The sequence below is a fragment of the Marinobacter daqiaonensis genome, assembly GCF_900115285.1.
In the GTDB taxonomy this organism is placed as follows: Bacteria; Pseudomonadota; Gammaproteobacteria; order Pseudomonadales; family Oleiphilaceae; genus Marinobacter; species Marinobacter daqiaonensis.
Window position 1 is genome coordinate 2,501,083 of record NZ_FOYW01000001.1, and the last position, 25,190, is coordinate 2,526,272.

A 25,190-nucleotide genomic window follows, 5' to 3' on the forward strand; every position below is an offset into this window, starting at 1 on the left:
GCCTGAGGCGCCGGCTGGAGTGCCGGCTTCTCTCTGACCAAGTCTGGATGGCCCTTCGGGGCCATCCCTGTTTGAAATCAGCTTTTCTGAGCGGGGAACTGTTGTATGACAGTGTCTGATAAAGACTCGCCGCAGAATGTGCGGGCATCGGTGTCTGACGCGGGTAAGTTTATTCATCACCACACGGAGTTTCCTACAACCCGGCTCAGCCAGGTTATGGACGGTGTGATTTCTGCAATCGGCAAGACCGCTTCCTGGCTCTGGCTGGTTGTCACCGGTGTGATCATCTATGCCGTGGTGGGTCGTTATGCATTTGGCGCTGGCTCGGTGACGCTGGAAGAAGTCCAGTGGCACCTGGCCGGCGCAGGCTGGTTGTTGGGGCTGGGCTACACGCTGGTGACGGATGATCATGTACGGGTGGATGTCATCCACGAACGGCTGTCCCTCAGGAGCCAGGCCTGGATTGAACTGTTCGGCCTGCTATTCCTGTTGTTGCCTTTTCTTGGGCTTGCCGTCTGGGAAATGGTCCCTTACGCCTATAGCTCCTGGCAGCAGGGCGAAACCAGCCAGGCGCCTGCGGGACTTCCGTACCGCTGGATTCTCAAGGGGGTCCTCGCATTATCCTTTGTTCTACTGATTCTGGCTGCGCTGTCCCGCTTACTGAAAGTTACCGCACTGCTTTTTGGTTTTCCGAGGCCAATCCGGGTTGAATCCGGAAATAACAAGAAAGAGGACGCGTCCTGATGGAACTCGAAACCCTGTTTGTAATCGGCATGTTCCTGACCTTCGGGGTGCTGCTGATGACCGGCTTTCCGGTTGCCTGGGTGTTGGGTGGTACCGCGGTCATCTGGACAGTTGTCGGTGTGGTGGCCGTTGAGAATTTTGGTGCCAATCTTTGGTTCGACTATTCCTCATCCATGGGGCTCGTGCCTGAACGGGTGTGGAAGGTCGTAAACAGCGAGACCCTTGTGGCTTTGCCCATGTTCATCTTCATGGGCATCATGCTTGATCAGTCCGGTGTTGCCGAGCGACTGATGAACAGCATGGTGAAGCTCTTTGGTGCCGTTCGTGGGGGCTATGCGGTAACCGTCATTGTTATTGGCGTATTGCTTGCTGCCACTACCGGTATTATCGGTGCGTCTGTGGTGCTTCTGGGCATGCTCTCCCTGCCAGTGATGATGGAGAACAAGTATAACAAGGGGTTTGCCGTGGGTACGGCCTGTGCCACCGGCACCCTGGGGATTCTCATCCCTCCCTCCATCATGCTGGTGCTGATGGCTGACCGGCTGGCCGTCCCCGAAGCGTCCGTGGGTGATCTGTTTATGGGTGCTTTCTTCCCCGGGTTGATGCTGGGCGCCATGTACGTGGCCTATGCCATTATCCGTCCCATGCTGCAGCCGCACATTGCGCCGGTGCCGGAGGGCACGGAAAAAGTGTCATGGAAGATCGTCTGGGAAGTGGCAAAGGCAGTGGTGCCCACGGCTGCACTGATCCTGGGTGTGCTGGGTTCGATTTTTGCCGGTATAGCGACTCCAACGGAGGCTTCTGGTGTTGGCGCACTTGGCGCCCTGCTCCTGGCCCTGATGTCACGTCGCCTGAACCTGAAAGTACTCAACTCCTCAATGCAGCAGACAACCCGCACCTCTGCATTCATCTTTGCCATTTTCCTCGGGGCGACGGCCTTCTCCGTGGTGCTTCGGGGTCTGGGTGGCGACCAGGTGATCGAAGACGCCCTGCTGGGCTTGCCATTCGGGCCCTATGGCGTGGTATTGACCATTCTGTTTGCGGTATTCCTGCTTGGCTTCTTCCTGGACTGGGTTGAGATTACTCTCATCATTCTGCCGCTGGTGGCACCGGTGGTCCAGACGCTGGGTTTCGACCTGGTGTGGTTCACCATCCTGTTTGCCATGTGCCTGCAGACATCGTTCCTCACGCCGCCGGTGGGCTTTGCACTGTTTTACATCAAGGGAGTGGCCCCGCCGGAAATCGACGTGATGGATATCTACAAGGGCGTTATCCCTTTCATCATTATTCAATTGGTCGGACTGGCAATCGTCTTCCTGGTGCCTGAAATTGCAACCTGGCTACCGGCCATGGCCTATGACTAAGGAAACAATCATGCGTATGAACAATCGTGTTGCCCTGATCACGGGCGCGGGCCGGGGTATCGGTCGCGCCATTGCCGAGGCTTATGCTCGCGAAGGGGCGAAAGTGGCGGTGGCGGACCTGACTGAAGAGGCTGCTGCCGATACCGTCTCGGCGATTGAGGCGGCTGGTGGCACCGCCATGGCACTGGCCATGGATGTTACCGATGAGCAGGCGGTGGACAACGGTGTCGATGCCATCGTTGAACGTTGGGGGAGTCTGGATATCGCTCTCGCCAATGCTGGCGTGCAACACATCGACCCTGTCCACAAGCTGGCTTTCGCCGACTGGAGGAAGGTCATGAACGTCCATCTCGACGGTGCCTTTCTGGTAACGCGCGCTGCCCTCAGGCAGATGTATGCCAGCGGCGGGGGCGTCATGCTTTATATGGGGTCGGTTCATTCTCTGGAAGCTTCGCCCCTGAAGTCGCCCTACGTGGCCGCCAAACATGGCATGCTCGGTCTTTGCCGGGCCGTCGCGAAAGAAGGTGCCGAACATGGGGTTCGCAGCAACATCATCTGCCCCGGTTTCGTGCGCACGCCGCTGGTGGAAAAGCAGATTCCGGAACAGGCGAAGGAGCTGGGCATTTCCGAAGAGGAGGTCATCCGTAACGTGATGCTCAAGAACACCGTCGACGGCGAATTCACCACCGTGGAGGACGTCGCCGAGCTGGCCGTTCACCTGGCTGCCTTCCCGTCCGCCGCCCTTACCGGTCAGTCCATCGTGGTCAGCCACGGCTGGCACATGCAGTAATACAGGAGATTCGGATGAGCACTACAGAACCATCACCGATAGTCTGGACTCCGTCCCGGGAAACCCTTGAACATTCCCGCATGGGCAAGTTCAAGGCCTGGCTTGAAGCCCAGGGCTGTGGCCTCTTCGACGACTATCACGCCCTGCACCAGTGGTCCATCAGTGATCTGGACGTTTTCTGGGAAAAAATCTGGGAATACTGTGGTCTGGTCTGTGATACGCCAGCCGACGGTGTGCTGGGCAAGCGGGAGATGCCCGGCACGGAATGGTTCCCGGGGATGAGGCTCAATTTCGCCGCCAACCTGCTGCGTCTCGCCGATGGCGAGCATGGCGATCAGGAGGCGGTTGTCGCCTATTGCGAGACACGGCCCGTGTTACGCAAGAGCTATCGGGAGCTGAAAGCCGATGTTGGTGCGATGGAAGCGTTTTTGCGCCAGCGGGGCATCTACGAAGGTGATCGGGTAGCCGGCATCGTCACCAACGGCTATGAAGCGATTGTGGGTATGCTGGCGGCGACCAGCATGGGGGCCATCTGGAGTTCCGCATCGCCGGACTTCGGCGTTGGCGCCATCAAGGACCGTTTTGGTCAGATCGAGCCGACTGCGCTTATTACGGTCAATGGGTACGGCTATGGCGGCAAGGTGTTCCGGCGTCAGCAGGATTTCCGCGAACTGGTCGAGGACCTGCCTTCCCTCAAGTGCGTGATCAGCATCGCCCAGTTGCCGGATGATGAGCCGGTTCCCGGCGAGCTGGTGACCACCTGGGATGCCGCCCTTGCCGCGGGCGAAGGTCGGGCGCCGTCCTTCACTCCGCTGCCGCCGGATCACCCCGTTTACATCCTGTTTTCCTCGGGCACCACCGGCAAGCCAAAGTGCATTGTTCATGGCAGCGCGGGCCTGCTGGTGAATCATGCCAAGGAACTGATGCTCCATGGCGATGTTGGCCCGGATGACCGTTTCCTCTATTTCACCACCTGTGGCTGGATGATGTGGAACTGGCAGGTATCCGCGCTGATGACCGGCGCTGCCGTGATCACTGTCGACGGTTCGCCGGGCTATCCGACCCTGGGCATGCTGTGGGAAGTCGTTGCCAGGGAAAAGGTCACCCATTTCGGCACCAGTGCCCGTTTCATCGCCGGCTGCCGCAAGGCGGAGATCCGCCCGGCCCGGGAACTGGATCAGAGCAAGCTGCGGATTGTCTTCTCCACTGGCTCTCCACTGTTGCCCGAGGATTACGACTGGGTCTACCAGGACGGCGCTCCGGAGGTGTTGCTGGGCTCCATTGCCGGCGGCACCGACATCTGTGGCTGCTTCGTGGGCGCCACGCCTTTGCTGCCGGTGCGACGCGGTGAAATCCAGTGCCGCTTCCTGGGAGTGGACGCCGTTGCCTACGGCGACGACGGCAAGCCGGTGACTGAAGGCCGGGGTGAACTGGTCTGTCGCCAGCCCCTGCCCTCCATGCCGGTGTGCTTCTGGAATGATCCGGACGGCGAGCGTTATTTCAGCGCCTACTTCGACACCTTTCCCGGAGTCTGGGCCCATGGGGACTTTATCGAATTCACCGAGCATGGCGGTGCCATCATCTACGGCCGCTCGGATGCCACGCTGAACCCGGGAGGTGTCCGGATTGGCACCGCGGAGATCTATCGTCAGGTGGAGACCGTGGATGCGGTCGCTGACAGCCTGGTGGTGGGCCGGCAGGTGGAGGGCGACGTGGAGGTGCTCTTGCTGGTGGTACCCGCTCAGGGTCAGGAGGTCGACGAGGAACTGAGGAAACAGCTGAAAACACGCATCCGTGAGGGCGCCAGTCCACGCCATGTGCCCAGGCATATCATCGCCGTTTCGGATATCCCTTATACGCGCAGCGGCAAGAAAGTGGAGCTCGCGGTGGCCCGCCTGGTCAACGGTTCGGCACGGGCGGACAATCGTGACGCCATGGCCAATCCCGAGGCCCTGGACCGGATCCGCGAAGCCCTGCAGACGGCTGGCCTACTGGGTGCGGACACTTCTTCCTGAGGTCTTTGACGCTGCGAAAATTCCTCGATCATTTGCCGGCAGGGACGCCGGCAAACCCCGTTTTCGGGGCGGCTTCGCCAGAGTATGTCAACCGACAGAGGGGCGACTTTAGACTAAAATCGTAACCTGAGATACACAAAAACTGGTATATTTACCAGCTCCAATAATAGTTCGTAATCAGTGTCTGCTCTTATCCGGAGTCCACAAGACACCGGTGTCAGCCCTGACCGTCCTGAACTGACAACCAACCTCGAGGACGCACATGACAGAATCAAATCCAAAGATTGTCTACACACTGACCGACGAAGCTCCGGCACTGGCGACCCGCTCTCTTCTGCCCATCCTGCAGACGTTTACTGCCCCGGCGGGTATCACCTTCGAGACCAGCGACATTTCCCTGGCCGCCCGTATCCTGGCTACGTTCCCCGATTACCTTGAAGAAGACCAGCGTGTACCCGACGACCTGGCGGAACTGGGTGAATACACCAAGAATCCAGAAGCCAACATCATCAAGCTGCCGAACATCAGTGCGTCAATTCCCCAGCTGCGTGCCGCCATCAAGGAGCTGAACGAGCAGGGCTACAAGGTTCCGGAATACCGGGAAAACCCCCAAACCGACGAAGAAAAGGAAGTCCGGGCCCGTTACTCCAAGGTGCTGGGCAGTGCCGTGAATCCGGTTCTCCGTGAAGGTAACTCCGACCGCCGGGCTCCGGCCGCGGTCAAGGCGTTCGCCCGCAAGCACCCCCATTCCATGGGTGAATGGAGCCCGGCTTCCCGCACCCACGTGGCCCATATGCGGGGTGGTGATTTCTACTCAAGCGAACAGTCCGTCACCCTCGACAAGGCCACCAATGCCCGCATTGTTTTCGAGGATGTCCACGGCAAGCAGACCGTCCTCAAGCCCGAGCTGCCACTGCAGGCGGGTGAGGTGCTGGACGGCATGTTCATGAGCAAGAAGCACCTGGTGAAGTTCTTCGAGGACGCCATCGACGATTGCGAGAAGACCGGGGTGATGTTCTCCCTGCACGTCAAGGCCACCATGATGAAGATCTCCCACCCCATCGTGTTCGGTCACGCAGTGAAGGTCTTCTACAAGGAGCTGTTCGAGAAGTACGGCGATGTGTTCGATGAAATCGGCGTCAATCCCAACAACGGCCTTTCCTCCGTACTCGAGAGAATCAAGCAGCTGCCGGAGTCCAAGCAGGAGCAGATCCAGGAAGACCTGCACAAGACCTACGAGCATCGCCCCGAGATCGCCATGGTGGATTCGGTCAAGGGCATCACCAACCTCCACGTGCCCAGCGACGTAATCGTTGATGCCTCCATGCCGGCGATGATCCGCAACTCCGGCAAGATGTGGGCCCGGGATGGCAAGCTCAAGGACACCAAGGCGGTCATGCCGGAGTCCACGTACGCCACCATCTACCAGGAAGTCATCAATTTCTGTAAGACCCACGGTGCCTTTGATCCCACCACCATGGGTACGGTTCCCAACGTCGGTCTGATGGCCCAGAAGGCCGAGGAATACGGCTCCCACGACAAGACCTTTGAGATTCCGGAAGAGGGAACGGTCCGGATTGTGACCGATGAAGGCACCGTTCTGACCGAGCACACCGTGTCCGAGGGCGATATCTGGCGCGCCTGCCAGACCAAGGACCTGCCCATCCGTGACTGGGTCAAGCTGGCGGTGAATCGTTCCCGTTCCAGCGGCATGCCCGCTGTGTTCTGGCTGGACGATGAGCGTCCCCACGACGCCGAACTGATCAAGAAGGTGGAGACCTACCTGAAGGAGCATGATACCGAGGGTCTGGCAATCCACATCATGTCGCCCGTCCGTGCTATCCGCTGGACCATGGAGCGCCTGATCCGCGGCCTCGACACCATCTCCGTGACCGGCAACGTCCTGCGTGACTACCTGACCGACCTGTTCCCCATTCTGGAACTGGGCACCAGCGCGAAGATGCTGTCCATCGTTCCGCTGCTCAATGGTGGCGGCCTGTATGAGACCGGTGCCGGTGGCTCCGCTCCCAAGCACGTCCAGCAGCTGCTGGAAGAGAACCATCTGCGCTGGGATTCCCTGGGAGAGTTCCTGGCCATTGCGGTGTCGCTGGAAGAGCTGGGTGAGAAGAAGGACAACGCCCGTGCCCGCCTGATGGGTCAGGCCCTGGACAAGGCCACCGGCCGCCTGCTGGAGAATAACCAGTCGCCGTCACGGGTGACCGGCGAACTCGACAACCGTGGCAGCCACTTCCACCTGGCCCGTTACTGGGCCGAAGAGCTGGCCAGCCAGGATGAGGACAAGGATCTGAAGGCCTTCTTCGAGAAACTGTCAAAGAAGCTGGAAGACAACAAGGACACCATCCTCGAGGAAATGAGCGTGATCCAGGGTCATCCGGCGGATATCGGTGGTTACTACCATCCGCCGGCGGACAAGGTCTGCAAGATCATGCAGCCTAGCGAGACTCTCAACAAGATCCTCGACGAGGCCCGCGCCGAAGCCGGCAAGTAAACTCCGGCCAGGCACCAGGAACCCGGGGAGCGACGACGCTCTCCGGGTTTTTTGTTTTAGCCGCGGAATCCGCGGAAGGACGCGGAAGAAAAAACAGAACTAAATTAGCCACGGAAACCACGGAAGGACACGGAAAAAAGACTATTAGACAAAGACGTACACGGCCGAAAAGTCTGTTCTTTTTCATCCATGTGGGTCGGTGTCATCCTTAGCTAATCAGTTTTTATCTTTTTTTCCGTGTCCTTCCGTGGTTTCCGTGGCTAAAAATCCTTTCTTTCCGCGTCCTTCCGCGGATTCCGCGGCAAAAAAAATCAGTCTCTCACAGGCGCGAACGAAGCCCCCGTCAGGCTCGCCAGGTCCGCTGGTGCCAGTTCGATCTCCAGGCCCCGGCGGCCGGCGCTGACGTGGATGGTTTCGAAGCGGTGAGCGGAGTCGTCGATGACGGTCCTCAGTCGTTTTTTCTGTCCGAGGGGGCTGACCCCGCCCAGCACGTAGCCCGTGGTTCGCTGGACCTTCTGTTTCTCTGCCATGGCAACCTTCCTGGCCTTTGCCGCTTTTGCCATCTGCTTGAAGCTCAGGTTGCCGGAGACGGGTACGATTGCGACAACCAGTTCGCCGCTGTCGGTTTCCACCACCAGGGTCTTGAACACCCGGTCCGGATCCAGTCCCAGCTTGACGGCCGCTTCCGTGCCGTAGGACTGGCTCTTGGGGTCGTGTTCGTACTCGTGGATTTCGTGGGCGATGCCCGCCTTGCGGGCCAGGTCGACAGCAGGAGTCATGAGGTCTTCCGGTCAGCGCTGAAGCCGGAAGCATAGCGCCAAAAGCCCACCAAGTCAGCGCCCGGAATCGCCGGCGGCCCTGGGCACCGTCAGCATGATCAGAAAGCCCGCGACCAGGAAGGCGAGAATCGTGCTCATGCCCCATCTCTGGCTGCCGGTTGCGGCGGTCACCCAGCCTACCAGCAGCGGCCCGGCAAAGGCCGTGGCCTTGCCCGAGAAGGCGAACAGGCCGAACATCTGGGTTTGCAGGTGGGGTGGCGCGACGCGGGCCATGTAGGAGCGACTGGCGGACTGCAGGGGGCCGACAAAGATGCCGAGAATCATGCCCCATACCCAGAACCAGAGCACTGTGTCCACCACCAGGATGGCAAGCGCGCTGGATCCCAGTCCCACCAATGCCAGCAGCACCGTATTGCGGCCGCCAATGATATCATCTATCCATGCAAGGCCAAGGGCGCCAAGACCTGACGTCACGTTGAGAGCAATGGCAAACTGCAATACCTGGCTCTGGTCCATGGCAAACGTACCGGCCGCGTATACTCCGCCGAAGGTGAAGATGGTGGCGAGGCCATCGGTGTACAGCATGCGCGCAACCAGGAAGCGCAGTATGTGACCGTACTCCCGGGCCTGGCGGATGGAGTCCCTTATCTGGCGGAGGCCGAGCCGGACCGAGCGTCGCAGTGACACCCCTTTTGAGGGCTGGTCCGGAACGAAGAGGAAAGCCGGCAGTGAGAACAAAAGGTACCAGATGGCCACGAGTACAAAGGTGGCCCGGACGTGTTCCAGATTGTCCCGGTCCAGGCCCAGCCAGCTGGTATCGCCATCAATGAACACGAACAGGGCGACCACCAGGCAGGACACGCCGCCGATGTACCCCAGTCCCCAGGCCCAGCCGGACCAACGTCCCACCCGGACCGATGAGGCGAGATCCGGCAGCATGGCGTTGTAGAAAATAAAGGCGCACTCGGCGCCCAGAATACCGACACTGACCCAGAAGGCCGCCAGCCAGAAGTCGCCGGTCTGCGGTTCCACGAACCACAGCATGCCGCTGGCAACCACACACAGCAGGGTAAACGCCATCAGCCAGGGTTTGCGGCGACCATTCTGGTCCGCGATGGCACCCAGTATCGGGGCCAGTATGGCCACCGCGAAGCCGGAAATACCCACGATATTGCCCCAGGCCTCCGTGCCCGCCACATCGTCCTGTACCACGGACTGGCTGAAATAGCGTGCAAAAACGAAGGTCAGGATGATGGTGAAGAATGCGCTGTTGGCCCAGTCATAGAGGGCCCAGGACCAGAGTGCCCGGCGGTCCTCCGGGATGTCCTTCAGGTGGCTCAACGCCATGGCTGAATTCCTTGCTGGTTCGGGTTCGGTGATCTGCCAGTGTGCTCCGTCAGTATGACAGCCATGGAAAAATGTGGAAGTGGTCGACGCTGTCTTTCCCAGGCACTACTGTTGACATAAAGGGCAGGTACCCCTTCATGGATTGCAGTGGTGCTTTAAAGGCCCGTCGCTTCCTGTTCTTTGGCCCTGACGCAGCAGTGTGGACGATCAGCCTATGGAAAAAACCGGAGGACGAGGCACCCCCTCAAGGCGAGCTCTCTGGATCGCCCTTGCCTACCTGATCGCCAGCAGTCTGTGGATTTTGCTCACGGATCTCGGGGTTGAGCGCCTGGTACGCGATCCGGTCGCCCTGACCCAGGTCCAGACTTGGAAGGGCTGGGCTTTTGTCGCGGTGACGGCGGCGGTGCTTTACCTGGTGTTGCGCCGCCAGTTCCAGCGGGACCGGGAGCTACTCGATCTGCAGCAGGACCAGCGGGAAGAAATCCTGAGACTCAGCCAGTTCCAGGAAAGCGTGATCGACAATGCCAATATCTGGATCAATGTTCTCGACCAGAATGGGCGGATCCTGTTATGGAACAAGGCCGCTGAGAAAATCAGTGGTTATCCCGGGCAGGAAGTCACCGGCGGTGATTGGATCTGGCAGGCGCTCTACCCGGATCCGGATTACCGGAACTGGGTTCTGGCCCAGGTGGATGGCATCCACCTGGGCGGCAAGGAGGTGGAGGGCCTGGAAACCACGATCCTCACCCGTGACGGCAATGAACGGCTGATCGCCTGGAACTCCAGGCCGTTCCGGAACACCGGCGGGGAAGAGGTGGGATCCATCGCCATTGGTATGGATGTTACCGAACGGCGGGCCGCAGAGCGGCGCCTCATGGAGCGCGAGCGGCAGCTGACCACCATCATGGACAATCTTCCGGGCATGGCCTATCGCTGTCTCTATGATGATCGCTGGACCATGAAGTTCGTCTCCAGCGGCTGCCATGAACTTACCGGTTACCAACCGGAAGATCTGATCGATAACCATCGGATTGCCTGGACTGACATCATTCTGCCAGAACATCGTCCTGATGTGCTGGAGGCCGTTGAGCAGGCCATCGCGTCCGCCGATTCCTTTTCACTGGAATATGAGATTCTGCGTGCTGACGGTGAACGGCTCTGGGTCTGGGAACGGGGTCGAAGTATCGAGGAGAACAGCGGCCTCGCGCTGGAAGGGATCGTCCTGGACATTACCGAGCGGAAGGAACTGGAGCAGCGCCTGTCGGAGCTGGCGACGCTTGATGCCCTGACCGGTCAGCTCAATCGTCGGGAAACCGAGCGACTGCTGGAAGAGGAAGTGATTCGGGCCAATCGTTATCAGCGACAGTTGGCGGTGCTCTGGGTGGATCTCGACCACTTCAAGGACGTCAACGACACCCATGGCCACGCCGTGGGCGATCAGGTGTTGAGGGCCGTGAGCCTCAGGCTCGCGGACAGCATCCGTGCTGTGGACACCCTCGGGCGTTTCGGTGGCGAGGAGTTTATCGTGGTGCTGCCGGAGATGTCGGTGATGGAAGCGGAGGAAATCGCCGAGCGGCTCCGTCACCGGGTAGCGGACGAGCCTATTCTGACCACCTCGGGGGAGCCGCTGGCTCTCACCATCAGCATCGGCGTTGCGGTTTTCCCCGACCACGCCACCACTGCCGAGGGGCTCTGCGAACTGGCGGACCGGGCCATGTATCGTGCCAAGGAAGAAGGGCGCAACCGGACCGCGATAGCGACCCCCGGTGTCTGAAACCGGGCGGCGCGCGGGGTATTCAGATGGTCCGCAGCTGGGCTTCCAGAATGCCCAGAACCGAAGACACAATGTCCCGGAAATCGGTCAGGGTCTGGGTCCGCTGAATCACCTCAAGGCGCTGCTCGTCCAGCTGTTCAAGCCGGGGAACCACGCGGCGCATACCTTCAGTGATCACTTCGTAGGGATAGTGATGGTCCTGGATGCTGAGCTTGTTGAGCTCCGACACTTCCTGGTGAAAGATGCTGATGATGTCGTAGAGCATGTCCTTGTGCTGGATGGAGCTGGCCTCCCAATAGGCGTCGTCGAGCAGTTCCAGCAGGGAAAGGTATTCGCGAAGGGTATCGGCAACAGAGGTTTGGCTCATGACACGCTCCATGGTGAATGCATGAGCCAACTATAGCAGGACTTGAACCGCCAGAACCTGTTCCTGATTCCGGCAGTGCCCATCAGGCAACCTGTCGGGCGATCCACGAATCATAGCGAATGGCGAGAGCCTTCACGTAACGGGCTTCGGCGTCGCCAAGGTTTGCCAGAACGCCCTTGAAGATCCAGCCACGCTCATACAACGCCAGTACCCGCTGCTCGTCCTCCAGGTTGACCCGCTGGTTCAGTTTCTTGCAGATGGCATCCAGCAGTGGCAGCTTGTTTGGCTGACGAATCGGGCCGGGGCGCTGGCTGGCCGGTGGCGTGGCGGCACGTCTGTTCTGGGATCTGTTCATAATCTTCTCCTCGCTGTTCTGCGGCTGCAAAAACCAAAAACCCGGCCTCAGGGGACCGGGTTTTCATGCGAGAGATGCTGCATGCCCGGTCGCCTGAGCTTCCGGGCCGTACCGAAAGCTTTACCTGAAATTCGCCATTCCGCGGCCCGGCACCAATGCCAGAGGGCGCGTCTGCGGGAAACGTTGATGGATTGCCTTGTTCAAAATATCGGTACTCGCCATATCGGTACTTTTCATATCGGTACTTTTTTTGAGAGACCTTCGGGTTTGAGAGACCTTCAGGGTTCAGGACCCATTCCAGCCGTCAGGCCCACACCGGATCATTGCCGGACCCTGAATTCAGGGCCTGTCGGTTTTCTGCCCGTCAGGTAAATATCGGCTCTTCGAGGTCGTCAGGTAACGCATTCGGAAATGTCAGCGCCGGCATGAATGTGCCACGCTGACAACGATGAGTGTATCGTGCCCGGAGACCTTTGCAAATGGGTTCCTCGGATCGGGATATAGGCATAATCCGCGGCTTCGGCAAACCCCTACAGACCGGAATGGGAGCGGGATGGATAATGCGCGCCGTCACGTGTTTTACGTTGTGCAAATCCGCAGTGGCAGGTGTGCTACTGCGTGATCTCTCCTTTATTGTTTAGGCGTTGCCGGTCACGGCAGCGCCTTTTTTTTAGGTGGATATCGTGGAACTGCTGCCCGCACCGTCGGTCAGGGTGAGCCAGGTGGTGTGAAGAATCCGGGCGTCATTGGCGGCCCGGTGAACCGGCAGGCCGAGGTCTTCGATTACTTGGCGCCGGATGGCCGACCAGCGCTGGATCTGCGCCGGTGAAAGCAGCATGGATACCGATTCCAGCTGGAAGGCAGGCCGCATGTCCGCGGCCCGGTAGAGCCTGTGAAGCCAGAAACTGTCAAAGGTCCAGGCATCACAGAAGACTGGCCCGGAGAGCAGCTCGTTCAGGTGGTGAGCAACCCGGCGGACACTGATGCCCTCTTCGATCAGAGTATCCCGGGTTATACCGTGGATTTCCTCTGCGGTGTCGGACCAGTCCTGCCAGAGCACATGGGGATGAATCAGCCAACTATGCAGAGAGCCGTCCGCAAGACACACACCCACCTCGATCGGGTAACTGGCAATCAGATCAAGGCTGGAAGCCTCGAAATCGATAAAGGCCGGTGTTTGGGGATGGGTCATCGGCATGTCGGTCGGTTGATGGAGTGTCTGCAAAGTGTAACCGCCCCTGTTGTCAGACGCGAACCCATCCTCCGCCCGCACTGTTACAATATGACGAACATTTCCGGGAAATCCCGGCGCTTCCCTGAACCGGGGGTGGCCGGCCGATCAGTAAGGAGGACGGGTGTCAAAAACTGTGGTCGTTATCTATTCCGGGGGTATGGACTCTTTTACCCTCCTGCACCGGGCCCTGGCGGAAGGCCATCGGGTGCATGCCCTCTCCTTTGACTATGGCCAGCGCCATGTGCGGGAACTGGAGGCAGCCAGCGAGGTGTGCGAGGGTCTGGGCATTCCTCACCGGGTGATCGATATCCGCTCCCTGGAGACGGTGATGTCAGGTTCCTCCCTCACCGGCGGAGGCCCGGTGCCGGAAGGGCATTACGAGGAGGAGACCATGAAGTCCACAGTCGTGCCCAACCGCAACATGATCCTCCTCTCACTTGCGACCGGCTATGCGGTTACCGTAAAGGGTGATGCGGTCTGGTTCGGCGCCCACGGCGGCGACCACGCCATCTACCCGGACTGCCGCCCGGAGTTCATCGAGAAGATGGATGCTGTCTGCCGGGTTGCCAATTACGAGCCAGTGGCCGTGGAGGCACCTTATATGCTGGCGGACAAGTCGGAAATTCTCGCAGAGGGTCTGGCCATGGGCCTCGACTACAGTCAGACATGGACCTGCTACAACGGTCGCGAAAAGGCCTGCGGGGTCTGCGGTTCCTGCGTTGAGCGCCTGGAGGCCTTCGCCGCCAACGGTAAGACCGATCCTCTGGCCTACGAGGCGCGAAATTGATGTACCGGGTCAAGGAAGCCTTCTATACCCTTCAGGGCGAGGGTGCCCAGGCAGGCCGGGCGGCGGTCTTCTGTCGCTTCAGCAAGTGCAATCTCTGGACTGGCCGGGAGGCGGACCGGGCTTCGGCGGTGTGCAATTTCTGTGATACGGATTTTGTCGGTACTGATGGCCAGAATGGCGGCCGGTTCGCCACGGCAGCAGAGCTGGCCGGTCATGTTGCCGCCCTCTGGCCCGGTGACCCGATGGCGGATGTCGAGACCGGCATCCGGCCCTATGTGGTATGCACCGGGGGGGAGCCCCTGTTGCAACTCGACGAGGCGCTGATCAGGGCTTTTCACGAGCAGGGTTTTGAAGTCGGCGTGGAAACCAATGGCACGCTTCCCGCCCCGGCCGGGATTGACTGGCTCTGTGTCAGCCCGAAAGCGGATGCGACTGTGGTGATCCGGGAGTGCGACGAGCTGAAGCTGGTCTATCCGCAGCCCCTGGCCCTTCCTGAACGCTTCCTTGAAATCCAGGCCCAACACTATTTTCTTTCGCCCATGGCATCGCCGTCGCTGCCGGAGGATGGGCGGGATCCGGTCAAGGCGAGCAATACCCGCAAGGCGGTGGACTATTGCCTGAAGCACCCTCGCTGGCGTCTGACCCTGCAGATGCACAAGATAGTCGGTATCGATTAAGGCGTCCCGATCCGGCGCCAGGTGGAAAACTGGCGCTCTCGCGTCAGTCCAGCCGGAGGTCGGTGATTACCGGATCGTGGTCGGAGGCGCGCCAGGGCATACCTTCATGCCCGGCAGGCGGGCGGTCCTCCTGATAGCTCCACAGCCTTGGCTCGTCGGCATTTGCTGACCAGATATGGCTGGCCAGTACGTGGGGCATCAACAACTCGTCGGCCAGATGATAATCCAGGGTTCCCGCCCGACCGTGATAGCGGTACGTGGCATTCCTCAGGCCGTGGAAGTGCCGGATCAGATCGGTGAATCCCTTCTTGCCGAGGACTTCCAGCGGATCCTCCCGGGCGTAGGCATTGAAATCACCCACCAGCAACCGCCGCGACACTCCCTTCGGCCACTGTGCAAGGGCCCTGGCCGCCTCAACCCTGGCGTCGGCGTAGCAGCCCTGACCATCGCCCTGGTCCTGCTGGTCTGCAGGAGCCTTTGAGCAGCGCTTGGATTTCAGGTGCACGGCGACCAGTGTCAGGGTCTGCTTTCCATTCGCTAACCGGAAATCCTGGGCCACAGGGGGCCGGTGCCAGCGCCGGAACGCGCCAGCGTCCAGGAGTACCGGCGATCCCTCCGGTCTTACACGGTCACTCCGGTATAGCAGGGCGTTGCGAATCTCATCGTTACCGGGACGCGCGGCGGTCTCCACGAACGCCCACTCCGGCCCAAGAGCGGTAGCCAGGTCCACGAGGGTACTATCGGCACCATAACCGTCGTTCTCCAGCTCGGCTACCGCCAGGATGTCCGGCGCGATGGCCTTTATCTGGGTCGCGATCCGGCCCAGCTGGGCCCTGAATTGCGATGACGAGGCAGCGCCCCGGGAGGAAGGAAAACCGCCACCGGAGCCGTCGCCATTGAACAGGTTGCCCAGGTTCAGCGACGCCACCCGCAGGTTGGCATCCGGATGCCGTTCCGGAGCGGACTGTCGGGGGTTGGCGGTCTCGAATTCGGGTGTTCCGAGGGGCTGCAGTCGCCAGTCGCCGAAGCGGAAATCCATCACGCCAACCAGATTGTGGACGCGATCGCCGATGCGAAGCGGGTTGTCCGGGGACAGCCCGCCAGGAGGGTAGGGCACGGGACGGGGCGCCCGTTTCCGATGCCCGTCATCCACAAGCAGGCGCTCCAGTTCCTGCTGCTGGTATAGGGTCGCTATGCCGGGACCGGGCCGTTCAAGCTGGGTGGGGATGAACTGATGGCGTGGGGCCAGTGCCAGTTCTCCATACTTGCCGAGGTTCCAGGTATCGGTAACTTCCAGCGGTTCGCTCAGGGCCACCACCATACCCTCAAGGTGTTCCAGCAGGTCTCGGGAATCTGTCGGAAATGCCAGGGGGCGCGGTGCCGGCAGGCCGGGGTGGGCGCATACAGCCAGATTCTTAACGTCTGTCAGTCCGGTGAGTCCGTAGTATTCGTTGACCCGGCCTTCGACACGCACCAGATCCCCCTGACTGCCCTCGCGGAAGTGGGTGTGAATAAAGAGGCCTTCGGAGGTTTCCGGGTTGTCGTCTTGGTGATCGGCGGATTGTTGCAGGTAGAAGCCCTGAAAGCCGCCCGCCTGACGCACATCGAGGGTGATGATGCCCTCCACGGCTACCACGGTACCGCTCATGGGAGAGTGGTCGTTGCTGCCCTGAATGTCGGAAATGGGCGTGTGGGGCTCAGGGCAGGCGTCTCCCTGGACGATGGCCGGGAGGGAGAGCAGGATCAGTACAGCGGTGGTTTTAAGCATATACGGGGCAGCGGACTCCGTTGCTTCGTTATGGGCAGCCCCGGTGGTCAGGTCAGATCGTATCAGCGTGGGTTGCCGTCTGCTGGCGCGTCGACCTTTTCAGCCAGGCGGGCAGTGCCTCACCGTTTACCAGTTCCAGCGGCGTGCCGGGAATCTCGCCCTCGCGACCACCGGAGTCAAGGCCGAGCATGGGTAACAGCCAGGGTAGTATTGCCTCCCGGGCACGCACTTCCATGGGGCCATCTTCAAGTCCGAAATCGGCACAGACCAGTTTGCGCTGGGCAGCATTCAGGCCGGAGGTGGGCTGTAGCCGGAGGCTGATCATGCGGTTCCAGCGTTCGTCGTGTTCTTCCCGGTGACGGGATTTTTCACGGCACACCTGCATTTTGCCGGCGATCCGGCTGAGGCGATAATCGCCGAATCCTTCCCGTTTGTCACTCCATGCCCGTACATGCCAGCCCTGACCGGTGAGCACGAGGGTGTGGGGCTCCAGTAAGAGGGACTCGCCGTCCGGGTTGTCGAGCGTCAGGTAACGGATGTCCAGCTTGCGTTTCTGCCGGCATGCGGTAATGACCGAGCGGGTAACCTCCGGGCTGGCCTGACGGCATGGGGCCCGCACCACGCAGCTGTCCGGCAGTCCGATATCGAGGTTCTCAAAACACTGGCTCAATGCCTGGTGCCTGCAGGCCAGCTCCAGGTATTCCTGGGGTTCACCGCGGGTCACCACGGGCTGGAAGTCCGGAGCGGGGATATAGCCTTTGAGGTGCCTGTCGTAGACGAGGTTGCCGGGGGCCAGTTCACGCAAATAGGTATTGATGTCCTTGGATGCCTGTTGGCGACCAATGCCGAAGCCATGGCAGATATGATTGGTTGTCAGACGACCTTCCCAGAGGGCAACGATTTCTATCAGGCGGTAACGCAGCAGCAGATCCCAGCGAATGGGCCATTCCGTTTTTTTCATGATGTCGGGCTCTTGATGATGGCTAAAAGAGGTCAGGTCGACAATGACCGATCCATGATCACCCTACCGATGTTAGCAGCATTGCAACGGGTCGGTGTGTTACGGGCGATTAATGTAAAATTTTGTAAAACTCAGGCGGGGTGCGACCTGCAGCGGTGTTTTTATGATCAGATCCGATACCGTTTCGGCAACTGCGTAATGGCTGTCTAATCGATTGGATGCTTAAATAAAGGTTTCTCTATCTGCAGTACCTCGGTTGCCGTTGCAGGCGTGGGCTCAGGGCATTTCTGAACAATCCCGGAGTACAATCGATGACCCGTATGGTGGCGTCACTGTCTGCGCTGATCATCAGCATTATCCTTCTGGTCAGCGGCAATGCCTTTCTGACGACTCTATTGGGTATCCGCCTCAGTATTGAGCAGATCGAGCCCTCCATTATCGGTTGGGTGCTGGTGTGCTACTCCATCGGTTTCGTGCTCGGCACTCTCTATGTCCAGAAAGTCATTGCCCGGGTCGGGCACATTCGGGCATTCGCGGTATTCGCGGCCCTGTCAGCGGTAGCGGCGCTGGTCTACCCGATCTCCGTGACTATGGGGCTCTGGGCCGTGCTAAGGGTGATCTCGGGTTTCAGCATTGCCGGTGTGCTGGTTGTGATCGAAAGCTGGTTTTCCAGTCGCGCCACCAACACCAACCGGGGCGCACTCTTCGCCGTCTATCAGATCGTGTTCTACATCGCCGCGGCGGGCGGCCAGCTTGTCGTCAACCTGGGTAACCCGGCCAGCTTCATGCCATTTACCCTGGCGGCCATCCTGCTGACGCTGGCCCTCATTCCCCTTTCCCTGACCCGGATGGAGGCGCCGGTCATCGAGACCGCTGATCGCCTGTCCTTCTTTACCCTGGCAAGGGAGTCCTTCACCGGGGTTGCCGGCGCTCTGATCTGTGGTGTGCTTATTGGCGCCTTCTACGCCCTGGGGCCGGTCTATGCCACCATGGCGGGGCTGGACGTTACCCGGACATCCATTTTCATGGCGGCAGCCATTATTGCCGCGATGCTTCTGGCCTGGCCTCTGGGCCGGGTCTGCGACAGTTTTGACCGGCGTCGCGTGATGTTCGTCGTGTCGCTGGTTGCCGCCATCACGGCGGTTGCGGTAGCCATGATCGGCAGCACCAACATGACCCTGCTCATGCTGCTGGTGGGTCTGTTTACCGGCCTCTCCGCCACCCTTTACCCTATCGCTGTGGCGATCACCAATGACCGGATGGAAACCCACAGGATCGTGGCGGCCAGTGCTACGCTGTTACTCAGTTACGGCATCGGCAGTGTCATCGGGCCGGTGGTGATGGCGGAGCTGATGGGACGGCTGGGGCCGGCGGGTCTGTTCTGGGGCAGTGCGGGCTTTCTTCTGCTGCTGACGGTGGCAACCGGTTATCGGATCAGCAGCACCTGGGACGTTCCGGTGGAAGACCAGGAACACTTTGTTGCAACGATGCCCGAGGCATCTTCCGTGCTGGTGGAAATCGATCCGCGAAACGAAGAATTTCATGCCTCCGACGTGGTGAAGGAGGAAACATTCAGACAGGCAAGCTGATAAGTAATGCACAAATGCATTTGATCTCACGCAAATCTGATCAATGCGTAACTTGTGATCGTCTCAATGATTAGCTTACTATTGCTGAATATCGGAAAAGGACAGGATCATGGATCAGCAGAGTATCAGAGAACAGTTCCCGTTTGCTGTGGCACGGGTTACCCGACGCTGGCGGAAGTTGCTTGACGAGCGGCTGAAGGACCTGGGCGTGACCCAGGCACGCTGGTCAACCATGGTATACCTCCAGCGCGGCGGCGAAGGCCTGACCCAGCGTGAGCTCGCTCACCTGATGGCCATTGAAAATCCGACCCTGGTGCGCCTGCTGGACAGCCTCGAGGAGCAGGGCCTTATCGAGCGGCGTCCCTGCAAGCGCGACCGCCGGGCCCGCAGGCTTTACCTGACTCCCGCCGGCGAGCGTTTCATGAGCGATCTGAACGAGCGGGGCGATATCCTGCGGGACGAAATGCTGGAAGGCATCGACGACAAGGATCTGGAAGTGGCGTTGGGGGTGTTCAATCGCGTCATGGAAAATGCCGCAAAACTGAAGAAATAGTCAGGGCACAGCGGTTGAGTTATCTGTTTCAACTCGCTATTCTCTCACCTCCTTCAGGGGAGTAGTCTCCGCGACGTTCAGGGTTTTCGTGAGCGCCGCGGGTGATGGTCAACATACTTGGAGCACATCTCCATGGCCATCACGTTTCCGTTGTCATCCCTCACCTGGGCCGGTGAATGACGACGGAATTGACAAGACCTGGGGTACATCCACTTTTCCATGGGCGGAGGGTGGTGGTACCTCATGTCTGGACACTCCGCCCTGGAACATCAACCTTATGGATGCTTTCCTCGCCTCTACCCTTTCCGTGGCTGTCGCCGAGATTGGTGACAAGACCCAGCTTCTCTCCCTCTTTCTGATTACCCGCTTTCATCAGCGCACCCCGATCATCTTCGGTATCCTCGTCGCAACCCTAGCCAATCATGGTCTTTCGGCGCTGCTCGGGGCCTGGGTAGCCAGCTGGCTGCCGGACACCTGGGTGCCCTGGCTGGTGGCCGGCAGTTTTGTCGCCATCGCCCTGTGGTTGCTGTTTCCGGACAAGGACGACAGCGAGGATTCACGACTGCTGGGGCTGGGGGCTTTTGGCGCAACCACGATGATGTTTTTTCTCGCCGAGGTTGGTGACAAGACACAAATTGCCACGGTTGTGCTGGCGGCACGCTACGATGAGACCTTCTGGGTGATTGTCGGCACAACCGTTGGTATGCTGGCGGCAAATATTCCGGTGATTATCGCGGGCAGGTGGCTGATGGAGCGGCTGCCGCTGGCGACCGCGAGAATCAGTGCCAGTGTGCTTTTCCTGATACTGGCCATTATCACGGTTTTCGCCGCAGTAAACGGGTTTTAACGACCGTCAATCAATGCGACAGGAAGGAACTCCTGGACGTTTGACCAATCAGACACTCAATCATGACAGAGCTGTCCAGGGAACCGGACAATCAGGAAGCAGGAACACCAGAATGGCAATATCCAGAGTTTTGACGGCGGGTCTTACCGCTTCGCTTTTGCTGGCGGGAACAGCCTTGATGCCGGCGATGGCGGCTGAACGAGCTGCCGAGGGAAGCCAGGCGGGCCAGGGCAGCGTGGTCAGGGCCGACGAAAGCGAGACCGGAGCTTCCGGGAAGGACAGTCGTGCCCGCTCACCGGTATGGGCACTGAAGGGAGATCTTGCGGGTAACCTGCAGGTTGTGACAACCCGGTATGAGGATACCTTCGCGGAACTGGGCAATCGCCTCAGCCTCGGCTACCTTGAACTGGTAAAGGCCAATCCTGGCGTTGACCCCTGGCTGCCCGGCGATGGCAACCGCATCACCCTGCCCCGGCAGTATGTTCTCCCGGAGTCCCGGCGGGAGGGTATTGTGATCAATCTGGCCGAGTACCGGCTCTACTATTTTCGCGACGGGGGGGTCCAGGTCTTCCCGGTGGGCGTAGGAACAGAAGAGAATCCCTCGCCGATCACCGATGCCAAGGTAACCATGGGACTTGAGTCACCCGCCTGGTATCCGCCGGCGAGCATCCGGGCGGAATTCGATGCCCGCGGCGAGTACCTGCCCCGGATGATTCCACCGGGGCCCGAGAATCCGCTGGGAACCCACGCCCTGGTGCTGAGCGAGGAAGGCTATCTGATCCACGGCACCAACAAGGGTTTCGGTGTCGGCATGCAGGTCAGTCACGGTTGTTTCCGTATGTACAACCAGGATATTTCCCGGTTTGTACATGAGGTTGCCAAGGGGACCCCGGTTCAGGTGGTTCACCAGCCGGTCAAAATCGGCATGCACGAGGGCGAGGTCTGGCTGGAGGTTCACCGGGCGAAGGAAGAATACCCCAGCGAGGAGAAAGAGCGTCTCTGGGAGCAGGTCAGCGAGCAACTGGCCAGATTTACTGACAGCGTAAAAGGTCTGGAGATCCAGCGCCAGGCGGTTGAGATGGCGGTGGACCAGGCGGACGGCATTCCCCGGAGAATCGGCGAGAAGGTAACCCAGGTCGCGAGTCGGACCGAGCCTGCAAAACCCGAATCGGCGACGCCGGGTGTCAACCGGTCCGGTGCGACACAGACGGAGTCAGCGCCGCAGCAATGGTTCTGATTTCCGCTCCTTGTGTTAAGGCACGCTAACAACCGGTTGCGGACACCGGTCTGACGGACGTAAGGAGTTGTCCATGGCACGAGGTGAGGTCAGTCGTACCCCAAGACCCAGGCGTTACTGGTTATGGCTGGCGGTTCTGGTATCCGGACTGACGCTTTCGCTGATCCAGCTGGGGGCTGCCCAACAGAACGGCGGGCGTACAGCCGTTGTGCTTACCATAGACGGCGCCATCGGCCCGGCCACCATGGACTACGTGGTTCGGGGCATTGACCAGGCCCGTGAAGACGAGGCCGCGCTGGTAGTCCTGCGTCTGGACACGCCCGGCGGCCTGATGAGTTCCACCCGCGAGCTGATCAAGGCCATACTCGCGGCGGAAGTCCCGGTCGCCACCTGGGTCACACCGGGTGGCGCCCGTGCCGCCAGTGCCGGTACTTACATCATGTACGGCAGCCATATCGCGGCCATGGCCCCTTCCACCAACCTCGGTTCCGCCACCCCTGTTCAGATGGGCGGTATGCCCGGTACCAGTGAGCCCGCCAGTGAACCCGCTCCAGAACAGACCGATGGCGAGAAACCAGCGGAAGAAAAGTCCCCTGAGGCGGCGGATGAGCCTCGGCGGGGCGAGACATCCATGGAGCGCAAGGTTCTGGAGGACGCCGTCAGTTATATCCGGGAGCTTGCCGATCGCCACGGCCGCAATGCCGACTGGGCGGAACTGGCGGTCCGGGAGGGCGTCAACCTGGGCGCTGAGGAGGCCCTCGAAAAAAACGTCATCGACGTTATCGCGCGGGACCTTGACGAACTGCTGGCAAAGATAGACGGACGCACCGTGGTAATGGCCTCGGGCGAGCGTGTGCTTCAGACTGAGAACCTCACCATAGTTCGCCTGGATCCTGACTGGCGGACCAGCCTGCTTGCTGTCATTACCGATCCCAACATTGCCTATTTCCTGATGATCATCGGGTTTTACGGCATCATTTTCGAGCTGGCGAATCCCGGCAGCGTCTATCCCGGGGTGATTGGCGCAATCTCCCTTCTGCTGGCCCTCTTCGCCTTCCAGGTGCTTTCCGTGAATTACGCGGGGCTTGCCCTTATCCTGCTGGGCCTCGCTTTCATTGTCGGCGAGGCGTTCATGCCGAGCTTCGGCATGCTGGGAATTGGCGGCATAGTGGCGTTTGTGCTGGGGTCCGTCATACTGATGGACGGTACCCACCAGGATATTTCCCTCCCGATCATTGGGGGAACCGCGGCGGTGGCGGGCGGCTTTATTCTGTGGACCGTTACCCGGTTCATGGGTCTGCGGGGAAAACCATCGTCCGTGGGCAAGGATCACATAAAGCATGGCCGTGCCCGGGCGCAGGATGATTTTACCGCAGACGGCGACGTATTCCGGGGCCATGTGCAGCTCGGGGGCGAACGCTGGAACGCCGTCAGCCAGGCACCCATCGAAAAGGGCCAGACGCTGAGGGTGGACGATGTGGAAGGACTGACCGTAAAAGTCAGCCCTGCGGGCAGTTCGCAGGGTAAGAATGAGGAGGCATTATGATAGGTGAATTGATTCCCTGGGTTGCACCCTTGGTGGTGCTCCTGCTGATACTGGCTGCAGCCATCCGTATCCTGCCGGAGTATGAGCGGGGCGTGGTGTTCTTCCTTGGGCGGTTCCAGGGAGTAAAAGGGCCGGGGCTGATTATCATCATTCCGGGTATACAACAGATAGTGCGGGTTGATCTGCGGGTGATTACCCTGGACGTTCCCAGTCAGGATGTGATTTCCAAGGACAACGTCACGGTCCGGGTCAACGCGGTGCTCTATTACCGCGTTGTTGATCCCGAGAAGGCCATCCTGCAGGTGGAGGACTTCGGTTCCGCCACCAGCCAGCTTTCCCAGACCACGCTGAGATCGGTACTGGGCAAGCACGACCTCGATGAAATGCTGTCGGAGCGGGACAAGCTCAATGCGGATATCCAGGAAATCATTGATGCCCAGACGGAGGACTGGGGCGTCAAGGTAGCCAACGTCGAGATCAAGCACGTGGATCTTAACGAGTCCATGATCCGCGCCATTGCCCGGCAGGCTGAGGCAGAGCGGGAGCGGCGTGCCAAGGTCATTCACGCCGAGGGTGAGCTGCAGGCTTCCAAGAAACTGGTGGAAGCGGCGGAGGTCATGTCTTCGGAGTCCGGCGCGATGCAGTTGCGGTACCTGCAGACTCTTTCTGACATGAGTACCAACAACAACAACGCGTCGACGATTGTCTTCCCCCTGCCCATGGACCTGATGCGGGCGTTCATGAAAACCATGGGTTCGGAAAATCCCCAGTCCGGCCCGTCAAAGAGGAGCGATGAGTAATCCGGTGGCAGGGGCTGTACGGTAATGGCCACGGATGGCCGTAGAGGGCGGGAGATAAAAAAAGGCCGGCGGATGCCGGCCTTTTTCTGGCAGCTGTAATCCAGCTTTTACTTCTGGCTGGAACGCTGAAGCATGCGACGAGCGCGCTCGTTTGCTTCGTCTGCCGCTTTTTGAGCTTCCTTGGCTTCAGCCAGGGCCTGCTCGGCGCGACGCAGGGCAGTGTTGGCCTTGCGGTCGGCGTTGTTGGCAGTGCTCAGGGCGTTGCTGGCAGTCTGCTCAGCGGAAGATGCAGTAGCCTGCGCCTCGTCAATGGCAGCCTGATCAGTGGTGGCACAGCCAGCAGTCAGAGCTGTGGCCAGTGCAAACCCTGCGATCGTCAACTTACGCATGTCTTAATTCCCCTTATTGGTCGTTATACTTCCTGTGGTACAGAAGTTTGGATTGAATAACATCCTGTCAAAAATCAGCTCCGATGAACAAAATCATCGGATTCGTTTACAGTGTAAAACACTAATGCCAAAAATGTTAACTTCGGATAGGTGAAAGTTCTTAGGGAATTACATAAACTTAAGACGTTTGTCAGGAACTTTCTGAAAACTCCCGGATTTTTCACCTGTCACGGCAGTATCCGGATAGGCGTTCCCACATCCACCAGCTGCCAGATTTCATCCATCTCTTCGTTGCTCACCGCTATACATCCGTTGGTCCAGTCCAGGCCAATATAGGCAAACGCCATATCGCCGACATCGTTTGGCAGGCCATGAATCATGATATTGCCGCCTGGATTCAACCCCCAGGATTCCGCCTGGCGACGGTCCTTGTGATTGGGATAGGAAATCCGGATGGACTTGTAAAAGTCGCTGTGAGGATTGCGGAAATCGAGGGTATAGCTACCTTCCGGCGTGCGGCTGTCCCCTTCATAGAGTTTGTGTCCCGTCGGGCTCTTGCCGAGGGAAATGCGGTAACTGCGAATCACCTCACCATGGGCCATCAGGTACAGCCGACGCTGCTCCTTTTTCACCACCACTTCACTGACCGCCGGCGGCGTGGCCATGGCCAGGGTGCGGAGCTCGGCGGCGGACAACCAGGGCGCCGCCAGGGAGAAAACCAGTGCCAGTATCGTGGCCAGCGTCAGTCTTTGGACGAG

The 25,190-nt window shown here is 59.7% G+C and carries 23 protein-coding genes; 14 read left to right on the forward strand and 9 right to left on the reverse strand.

The window, feature by feature from the left end:
* The first annotated feature begins 105 nt into the window (after window positions 1-105).
* The 5 genes from BM346_RS11430 to BM346_RS11450 all read left to right on the forward strand — a co-directional run bounded on the left by BM346_RS11430 (window position 106) and on the right by BM346_RS11450 (window position 7,422).
* Window positions 106-744, forward strand: a complete 639-nt coding sequence (locus BM346_RS11430) for a TRAP transporter small permease subunit (protein WP_092012397.1) — start codon at window positions 106-108, stop codon at window positions 742-744.
* Window positions 744-2,108 carry a TRAP transporter large permease gene (locus BM346_RS11435; protein WP_092012400.1) on the forward strand — a complete coding sequence of 455 codons (1,365 nt, stop codon included), beginning with the start codon at window positions 744-746 and terminating at the stop codon, window positions 2,106-2,108. The genes BM346_RS11430 and BM346_RS11435 overlap by 1 nt, the downstream gene beginning before the upstream one ends.
* Before the next feature lie 10 nt (window positions 2,109-2,118).
* Window positions 2,119-2,898, forward strand: coding sequence for a 3-hydroxybutyrate dehydrogenase (locus BM346_RS11440; protein ID WP_092012403.1), 780 nt, complete (start codon window positions 2,119-2,121; stop codon window positions 2,896-2,898).
* Between the two features lie 14 nt (window positions 2,899-2,912).
* Complete coding sequence (locus BM346_RS11445; protein ID WP_092012406.1) at window positions 2,913-4,913, forward strand: acetoacetate--CoA ligase; 2,001 nt, start codon at window positions 2,913-2,915, stop codon at window positions 4,911-4,913.
* A gap of 262 nt (window positions 4,914-5,175) precedes the next feature.
* Window positions 5,176-7,422, forward strand: coding sequence for an NADP-dependent isocitrate dehydrogenase (locus BM346_RS11450; protein WP_092012410.1), 2,247 nt, complete (start codon window positions 5,176-5,178; stop codon window positions 7,420-7,422).
* A 311-nt stretch (window positions 7,423-7,733) separates the two neighbouring features.
* Here the strand turns inward: BM346_RS11450 and ybaK are convergent, their stop codons facing one another.
* Together ybaK and BM346_RS11460 are read right to left on the reverse strand one after the other, a co-directional pair.
* Window positions 7,734-8,201 carry a Cys-tRNA(Pro) deacylase gene (gene ybaK / locus BM346_RS11455; protein WP_092012413.1) on the reverse strand — a complete coding sequence of 156 codons (468 nt, stop codon included), beginning with the start codon at window positions 8,199-8,201 and terminating at the stop codon, window positions 7,734-7,736.
* Window positions 8,202-8,255: 54 nt separating this feature from the next.
* Window positions 8,256-9,548, reverse strand: a complete 1,293-nt coding sequence (locus BM346_RS11460; RefSeq protein WP_092012416.1) for an MFS transporter — start codon at window positions 9,546-9,548, stop codon at window positions 8,256-8,258.
* A 214-nt stretch (window positions 9,549-9,762) separates the two neighbouring features.
* Here BM346_RS11460 and BM346_RS11465 point away from each other — a divergent pair, with 214 nt between their 5' ends.
* Window positions 9,763-11,322 carry a sensor domain-containing diguanylate cyclase gene (locus BM346_RS11465; protein ID WP_092012419.1) on the forward strand — a complete coding sequence of 520 codons (1,560 nt, stop codon included), beginning with the start codon at window positions 9,763-9,765 and terminating at the stop codon, window positions 11,320-11,322.
* A gap of 22 nt (window positions 11,323-11,344) precedes the next feature.
* Here BM346_RS11465 and BM346_RS11470 read toward each other — a convergent pair whose 3' ends face one another.
* The 3 genes from BM346_RS11470 to BM346_RS11480 form a co-directional block, all read right to left on the reverse strand.
* Entirely contained in the window at window positions 11,345-11,689 is a 345-nt protein-coding gene (locus BM346_RS11470; RefSeq protein ID WP_092012422.1) for a hypothetical protein, read from the reverse strand.
* An 82-nt stretch (window positions 11,690-11,771) separates the two neighbouring features.
* Window positions 11,772-12,044 (reverse strand): hypothetical protein, encoded by a 273-nt coding sequence (locus BM346_RS11475; protein WP_092012424.1) that lies wholly within the window; start codon window positions 12,042-12,044, stop codon window positions 11,772-11,774.
* Between the two features lie 670 nt (window positions 12,045-12,714).
* Window positions 12,715-13,236, reverse strand: a complete 522-nt coding sequence (locus BM346_RS11480; protein ID WP_092013646.1) for a 3'-5' exonuclease — start codon at window positions 13,234-13,236, stop codon at window positions 12,715-12,717.
* A gap of 163 nt (window positions 13,237-13,399) precedes the next feature.
* On the opposite strand from BM346_RS11480, the gene queC reads away from it, so the two are divergent.
* Both queC and queE read left to right on the forward strand, forming a co-directional pair.
* On the forward strand, window positions 13,400-14,065 hold the full coding sequence (gene queC, locus BM346_RS11485) for a 7-cyano-7-deazaguanine synthase QueC (protein WP_092012427.1): 666 nt from the start codon (window positions 13,400-13,402) through the stop codon (window positions 14,063-14,065).
* A complete protein-coding gene (gene queE / locus BM346_RS11490) occupies window positions 14,065-14,742 on the forward strand; it encodes a 7-carboxy-7-deazaguanine synthase (RefSeq protein ID WP_092012430.1) in 678 nt (225 codons plus the stop codon). The genes queC and queE overlap by 1 nt, the downstream gene beginning before the upstream one ends.
* Window positions 14,743-14,785: 43 nt before the next feature.
* Here the strand turns inward: queE and BM346_RS11495 are convergent, their stop codons facing one another.
* Both BM346_RS11495 and BM346_RS11500 read right to left on the reverse strand, forming a co-directional pair.
* Entirely contained in the window at window positions 14,786-16,510 is a 1,725-nt protein-coding gene (locus BM346_RS11495; RefSeq protein ID WP_092012433.1) for an ExeM/NucH family extracellular endonuclease, read from the reverse strand.
* A 52-nt stretch (window positions 16,511-16,562) separates the two neighbouring features.
* Entirely contained in the window at window positions 16,563-17,471 is a 909-nt protein-coding gene (locus tag BM346_RS11500) for a WYL domain-containing protein (protein WP_092012436.1), read from the reverse strand.
* A 311-nt stretch (window positions 17,472-17,782) separates the two neighbouring features.
* Between BM346_RS11500 and BM346_RS11505 the strand changes: the two genes are divergently transcribed.
* From BM346_RS11505 to BM346_RS11530, 6 genes are all read left to right on the forward strand, one after another.
* Window positions 17,783-19,060 carry an MFS transporter gene (locus BM346_RS11505; protein WP_092012438.1) on the forward strand — a complete coding sequence of 426 codons (1,278 nt, stop codon included), beginning with the start codon at window positions 17,783-17,785 and terminating at the stop codon, window positions 19,058-19,060.
* 124 nt (window positions 19,061-19,184) lie between these two features.
* Window positions 19,185-19,613 carry a MarR family transcriptional regulator gene (locus BM346_RS11510; protein ID WP_092013650.1) on the forward strand — a complete coding sequence of 143 codons (429 nt, stop codon included), beginning with the start codon at window positions 19,185-19,187 and terminating at the stop codon, window positions 19,611-19,613.
* 277 nt (window positions 19,614-19,890) lie between these two features.
* Window positions 19,891-20,460 (forward strand): TMEM165/GDT1 family protein, encoded by a 570-nt coding sequence (locus BM346_RS11515; RefSeq protein WP_092012441.1) that lies wholly within the window; start codon window positions 19,891-19,893, stop codon window positions 20,458-20,460.
* A gap of 112 nt (window positions 20,461-20,572) precedes the next feature.
* Window positions 20,573-21,697, forward strand: coding sequence for a L,D-transpeptidase family protein (locus BM346_RS11520; protein ID WP_227662814.1), 1,125 nt, complete (start codon window positions 20,573-20,575; stop codon window positions 21,695-21,697).
* A gap of 73 nt (window positions 21,698-21,770) precedes the next feature.
* Window positions 21,771-23,243, forward strand: a complete 1,473-nt coding sequence (locus tag BM346_RS11525; protein WP_092012444.1) for an NfeD family protein — start codon at window positions 21,771-21,773, stop codon at window positions 23,241-23,243.
* A complete protein-coding gene (locus BM346_RS11530) occupies window positions 23,240-24,043 on the forward strand; it encodes a slipin family protein (protein WP_174805139.1) in 804 nt (267 codons plus the stop codon). Before BM346_RS11525 ends, BM346_RS11530 begins: the two co-directional genes overlap by 4 nt.
* A gap of 107 nt (window positions 24,044-24,150) precedes the next feature.
* Here BM346_RS11530 and BM346_RS11535 read toward each other — a convergent pair whose 3' ends face one another.
* On the reverse strand, window positions 24,151-24,432 hold the full coding sequence (locus BM346_RS11535; protein ID WP_092012450.1) for an Lpp/OprI family alanine-zipper lipoprotein: 282 nt from the start codon (window positions 24,430-24,432) through the stop codon (window positions 24,151-24,153).
* A 227-nt stretch (window positions 24,433-24,659) separates the two neighbouring features.
* A complete protein-coding gene (locus BM346_RS11540; protein WP_406812892.1) occupies window positions 24,660-25,097 on the reverse strand; it encodes a L,D-transpeptidase family protein in 438 nt (145 codons plus the stop codon).
* Window positions 25,098-25,190 lie beyond the last annotated feature (93 nt).

What these genes read in the sequence shown, in the direction of transcription:
- BM346_RS11430 (WP_092012397.1), top strand. Translation starts at nt 106, where the DNA reads ATGACAGTGTCTGATAAAGACTCGCCGCAGAATGTGCGGGCATCGGTG.
- BM346_RS11435 (WP_092012400.1), top strand. Translation starts at nt 744, where the DNA reads ATGGAACTCGAAACCCTGTTTGTAATCGGCATGTTCCTGACCTTCGGG.
- BM346_RS11440 (WP_092012403.1), top strand. Translation starts at nt 2,119, where the DNA reads ATGCGTATGAACAATCGTGTTGCCCTGATCACGGGCGCGGGCCGGGGT.
- BM346_RS11445 (WP_092012406.1), top strand. Translation starts at nt 2,913, where the DNA reads ATGAGCACTACAGAACCATCACCGATAGTCTGGACTCCGTCCCGGGAA.
- BM346_RS11450 (WP_092012410.1), top strand. Translation starts at nt 5,176, where the DNA reads ATGACAGAATCAAATCCAAAGATTGTCTACACACTGACCGACGAAGCT.
- ybaK (WP_092012413.1), bottom strand. Translation starts at nt 8,201, where the DNA reads ATGACTCCTGCTGTCGACCTGGCCCGCAAGGCGGGCATCGCCCACGAA.
- BM346_RS11460 (WP_092012416.1), bottom strand. Translation starts at nt 9,548, where the DNA reads ATGGCGTTGAGCCACCTGAAGGACATCCCGGAGGACCGCCGGGCACTC.
- BM346_RS11465 (WP_092012419.1), top strand. Translation starts at nt 9,763, where the DNA reads ATGGAAAAAACCGGAGGACGAGGCACCCCCTCAAGGCGAGCTCTCTGG.
- BM346_RS11470 (WP_092012422.1), bottom strand. Translation starts at nt 11,689, where the DNA reads ATGAGCCAAACCTCTGTTGCCGATACCCTTCGCGAATACCTTTCCCTG.
- BM346_RS11475 (WP_092012424.1), bottom strand. Translation starts at nt 12,044, where the DNA reads ATGAACAGATCCCAGAACAGACGTGCCGCCACGCCACCGGCCAGCCAG.
- BM346_RS11480 (WP_092013646.1), bottom strand. Translation starts at nt 13,236, where the DNA reads ATGACCCATCCCCAAACACCGGCCTTTATCGATTTCGAGGCTTCCAGC.
- queE (WP_092012430.1), top strand. Translation starts at nt 14,065, where the DNA reads ATGTACCGGGTCAAGGAAGCCTTCTATACCCTTCAGGGCGAGGGTGCC.
- BM346_RS11495 (WP_092012433.1), bottom strand. Translation starts at nt 16,510, where the DNA reads ATGCTTAAAACCACCGCTGTACTGATCCTGCTCTCCCTCCCGGCCATC.
- BM346_RS11500 (WP_092012436.1), bottom strand. Translation starts at nt 17,471, where the DNA reads ATGAAAAAAACGGAATGGCCCATTCGCTGGGATCTGCTGCTGCGTTAC.
- BM346_RS11505 (WP_092012438.1), top strand. Translation starts at nt 17,783, where the DNA reads ATGACCCGTATGGTGGCGTCACTGTCTGCGCTGATCATCAGCATTATC.
- BM346_RS11515 (WP_092012441.1), top strand. Translation starts at nt 19,891, where the DNA reads ATGGATGCTTTCCTCGCCTCTACCCTTTCCGTGGCTGTCGCCGAGATT.
- BM346_RS11520 (WP_227662814.1), top strand. Translation starts at nt 20,573, where the DNA reads ATGGCAATATCCAGAGTTTTGACGGCGGGTCTTACCGCTTCGCTTTTG.
- BM346_RS11525 (WP_092012444.1), top strand. Translation starts at nt 21,771, where the DNA reads ATGGCACGAGGTGAGGTCAGTCGTACCCCAAGACCCAGGCGTTACTGG.
- BM346_RS11530 (WP_174805139.1), top strand. Translation starts at nt 23,240, where the DNA reads ATGATAGGTGAATTGATTCCCTGGGTTGCACCCTTGGTGGTGCTCCTG.
- BM346_RS11535 (WP_092012450.1), bottom strand. Translation starts at nt 24,432, where the DNA reads ATGCGTAAGTTGACGATCGCAGGGTTTGCACTGGCCACAGCTCTGACT.
- BM346_RS11540 (WP_406812892.1), bottom strand. Translation starts at nt 25,097, where the DNA reads ATGGCCACGCCGCCGGCGGTCAGTGAAGTGGTGGTGAAAAAGGAGCAG.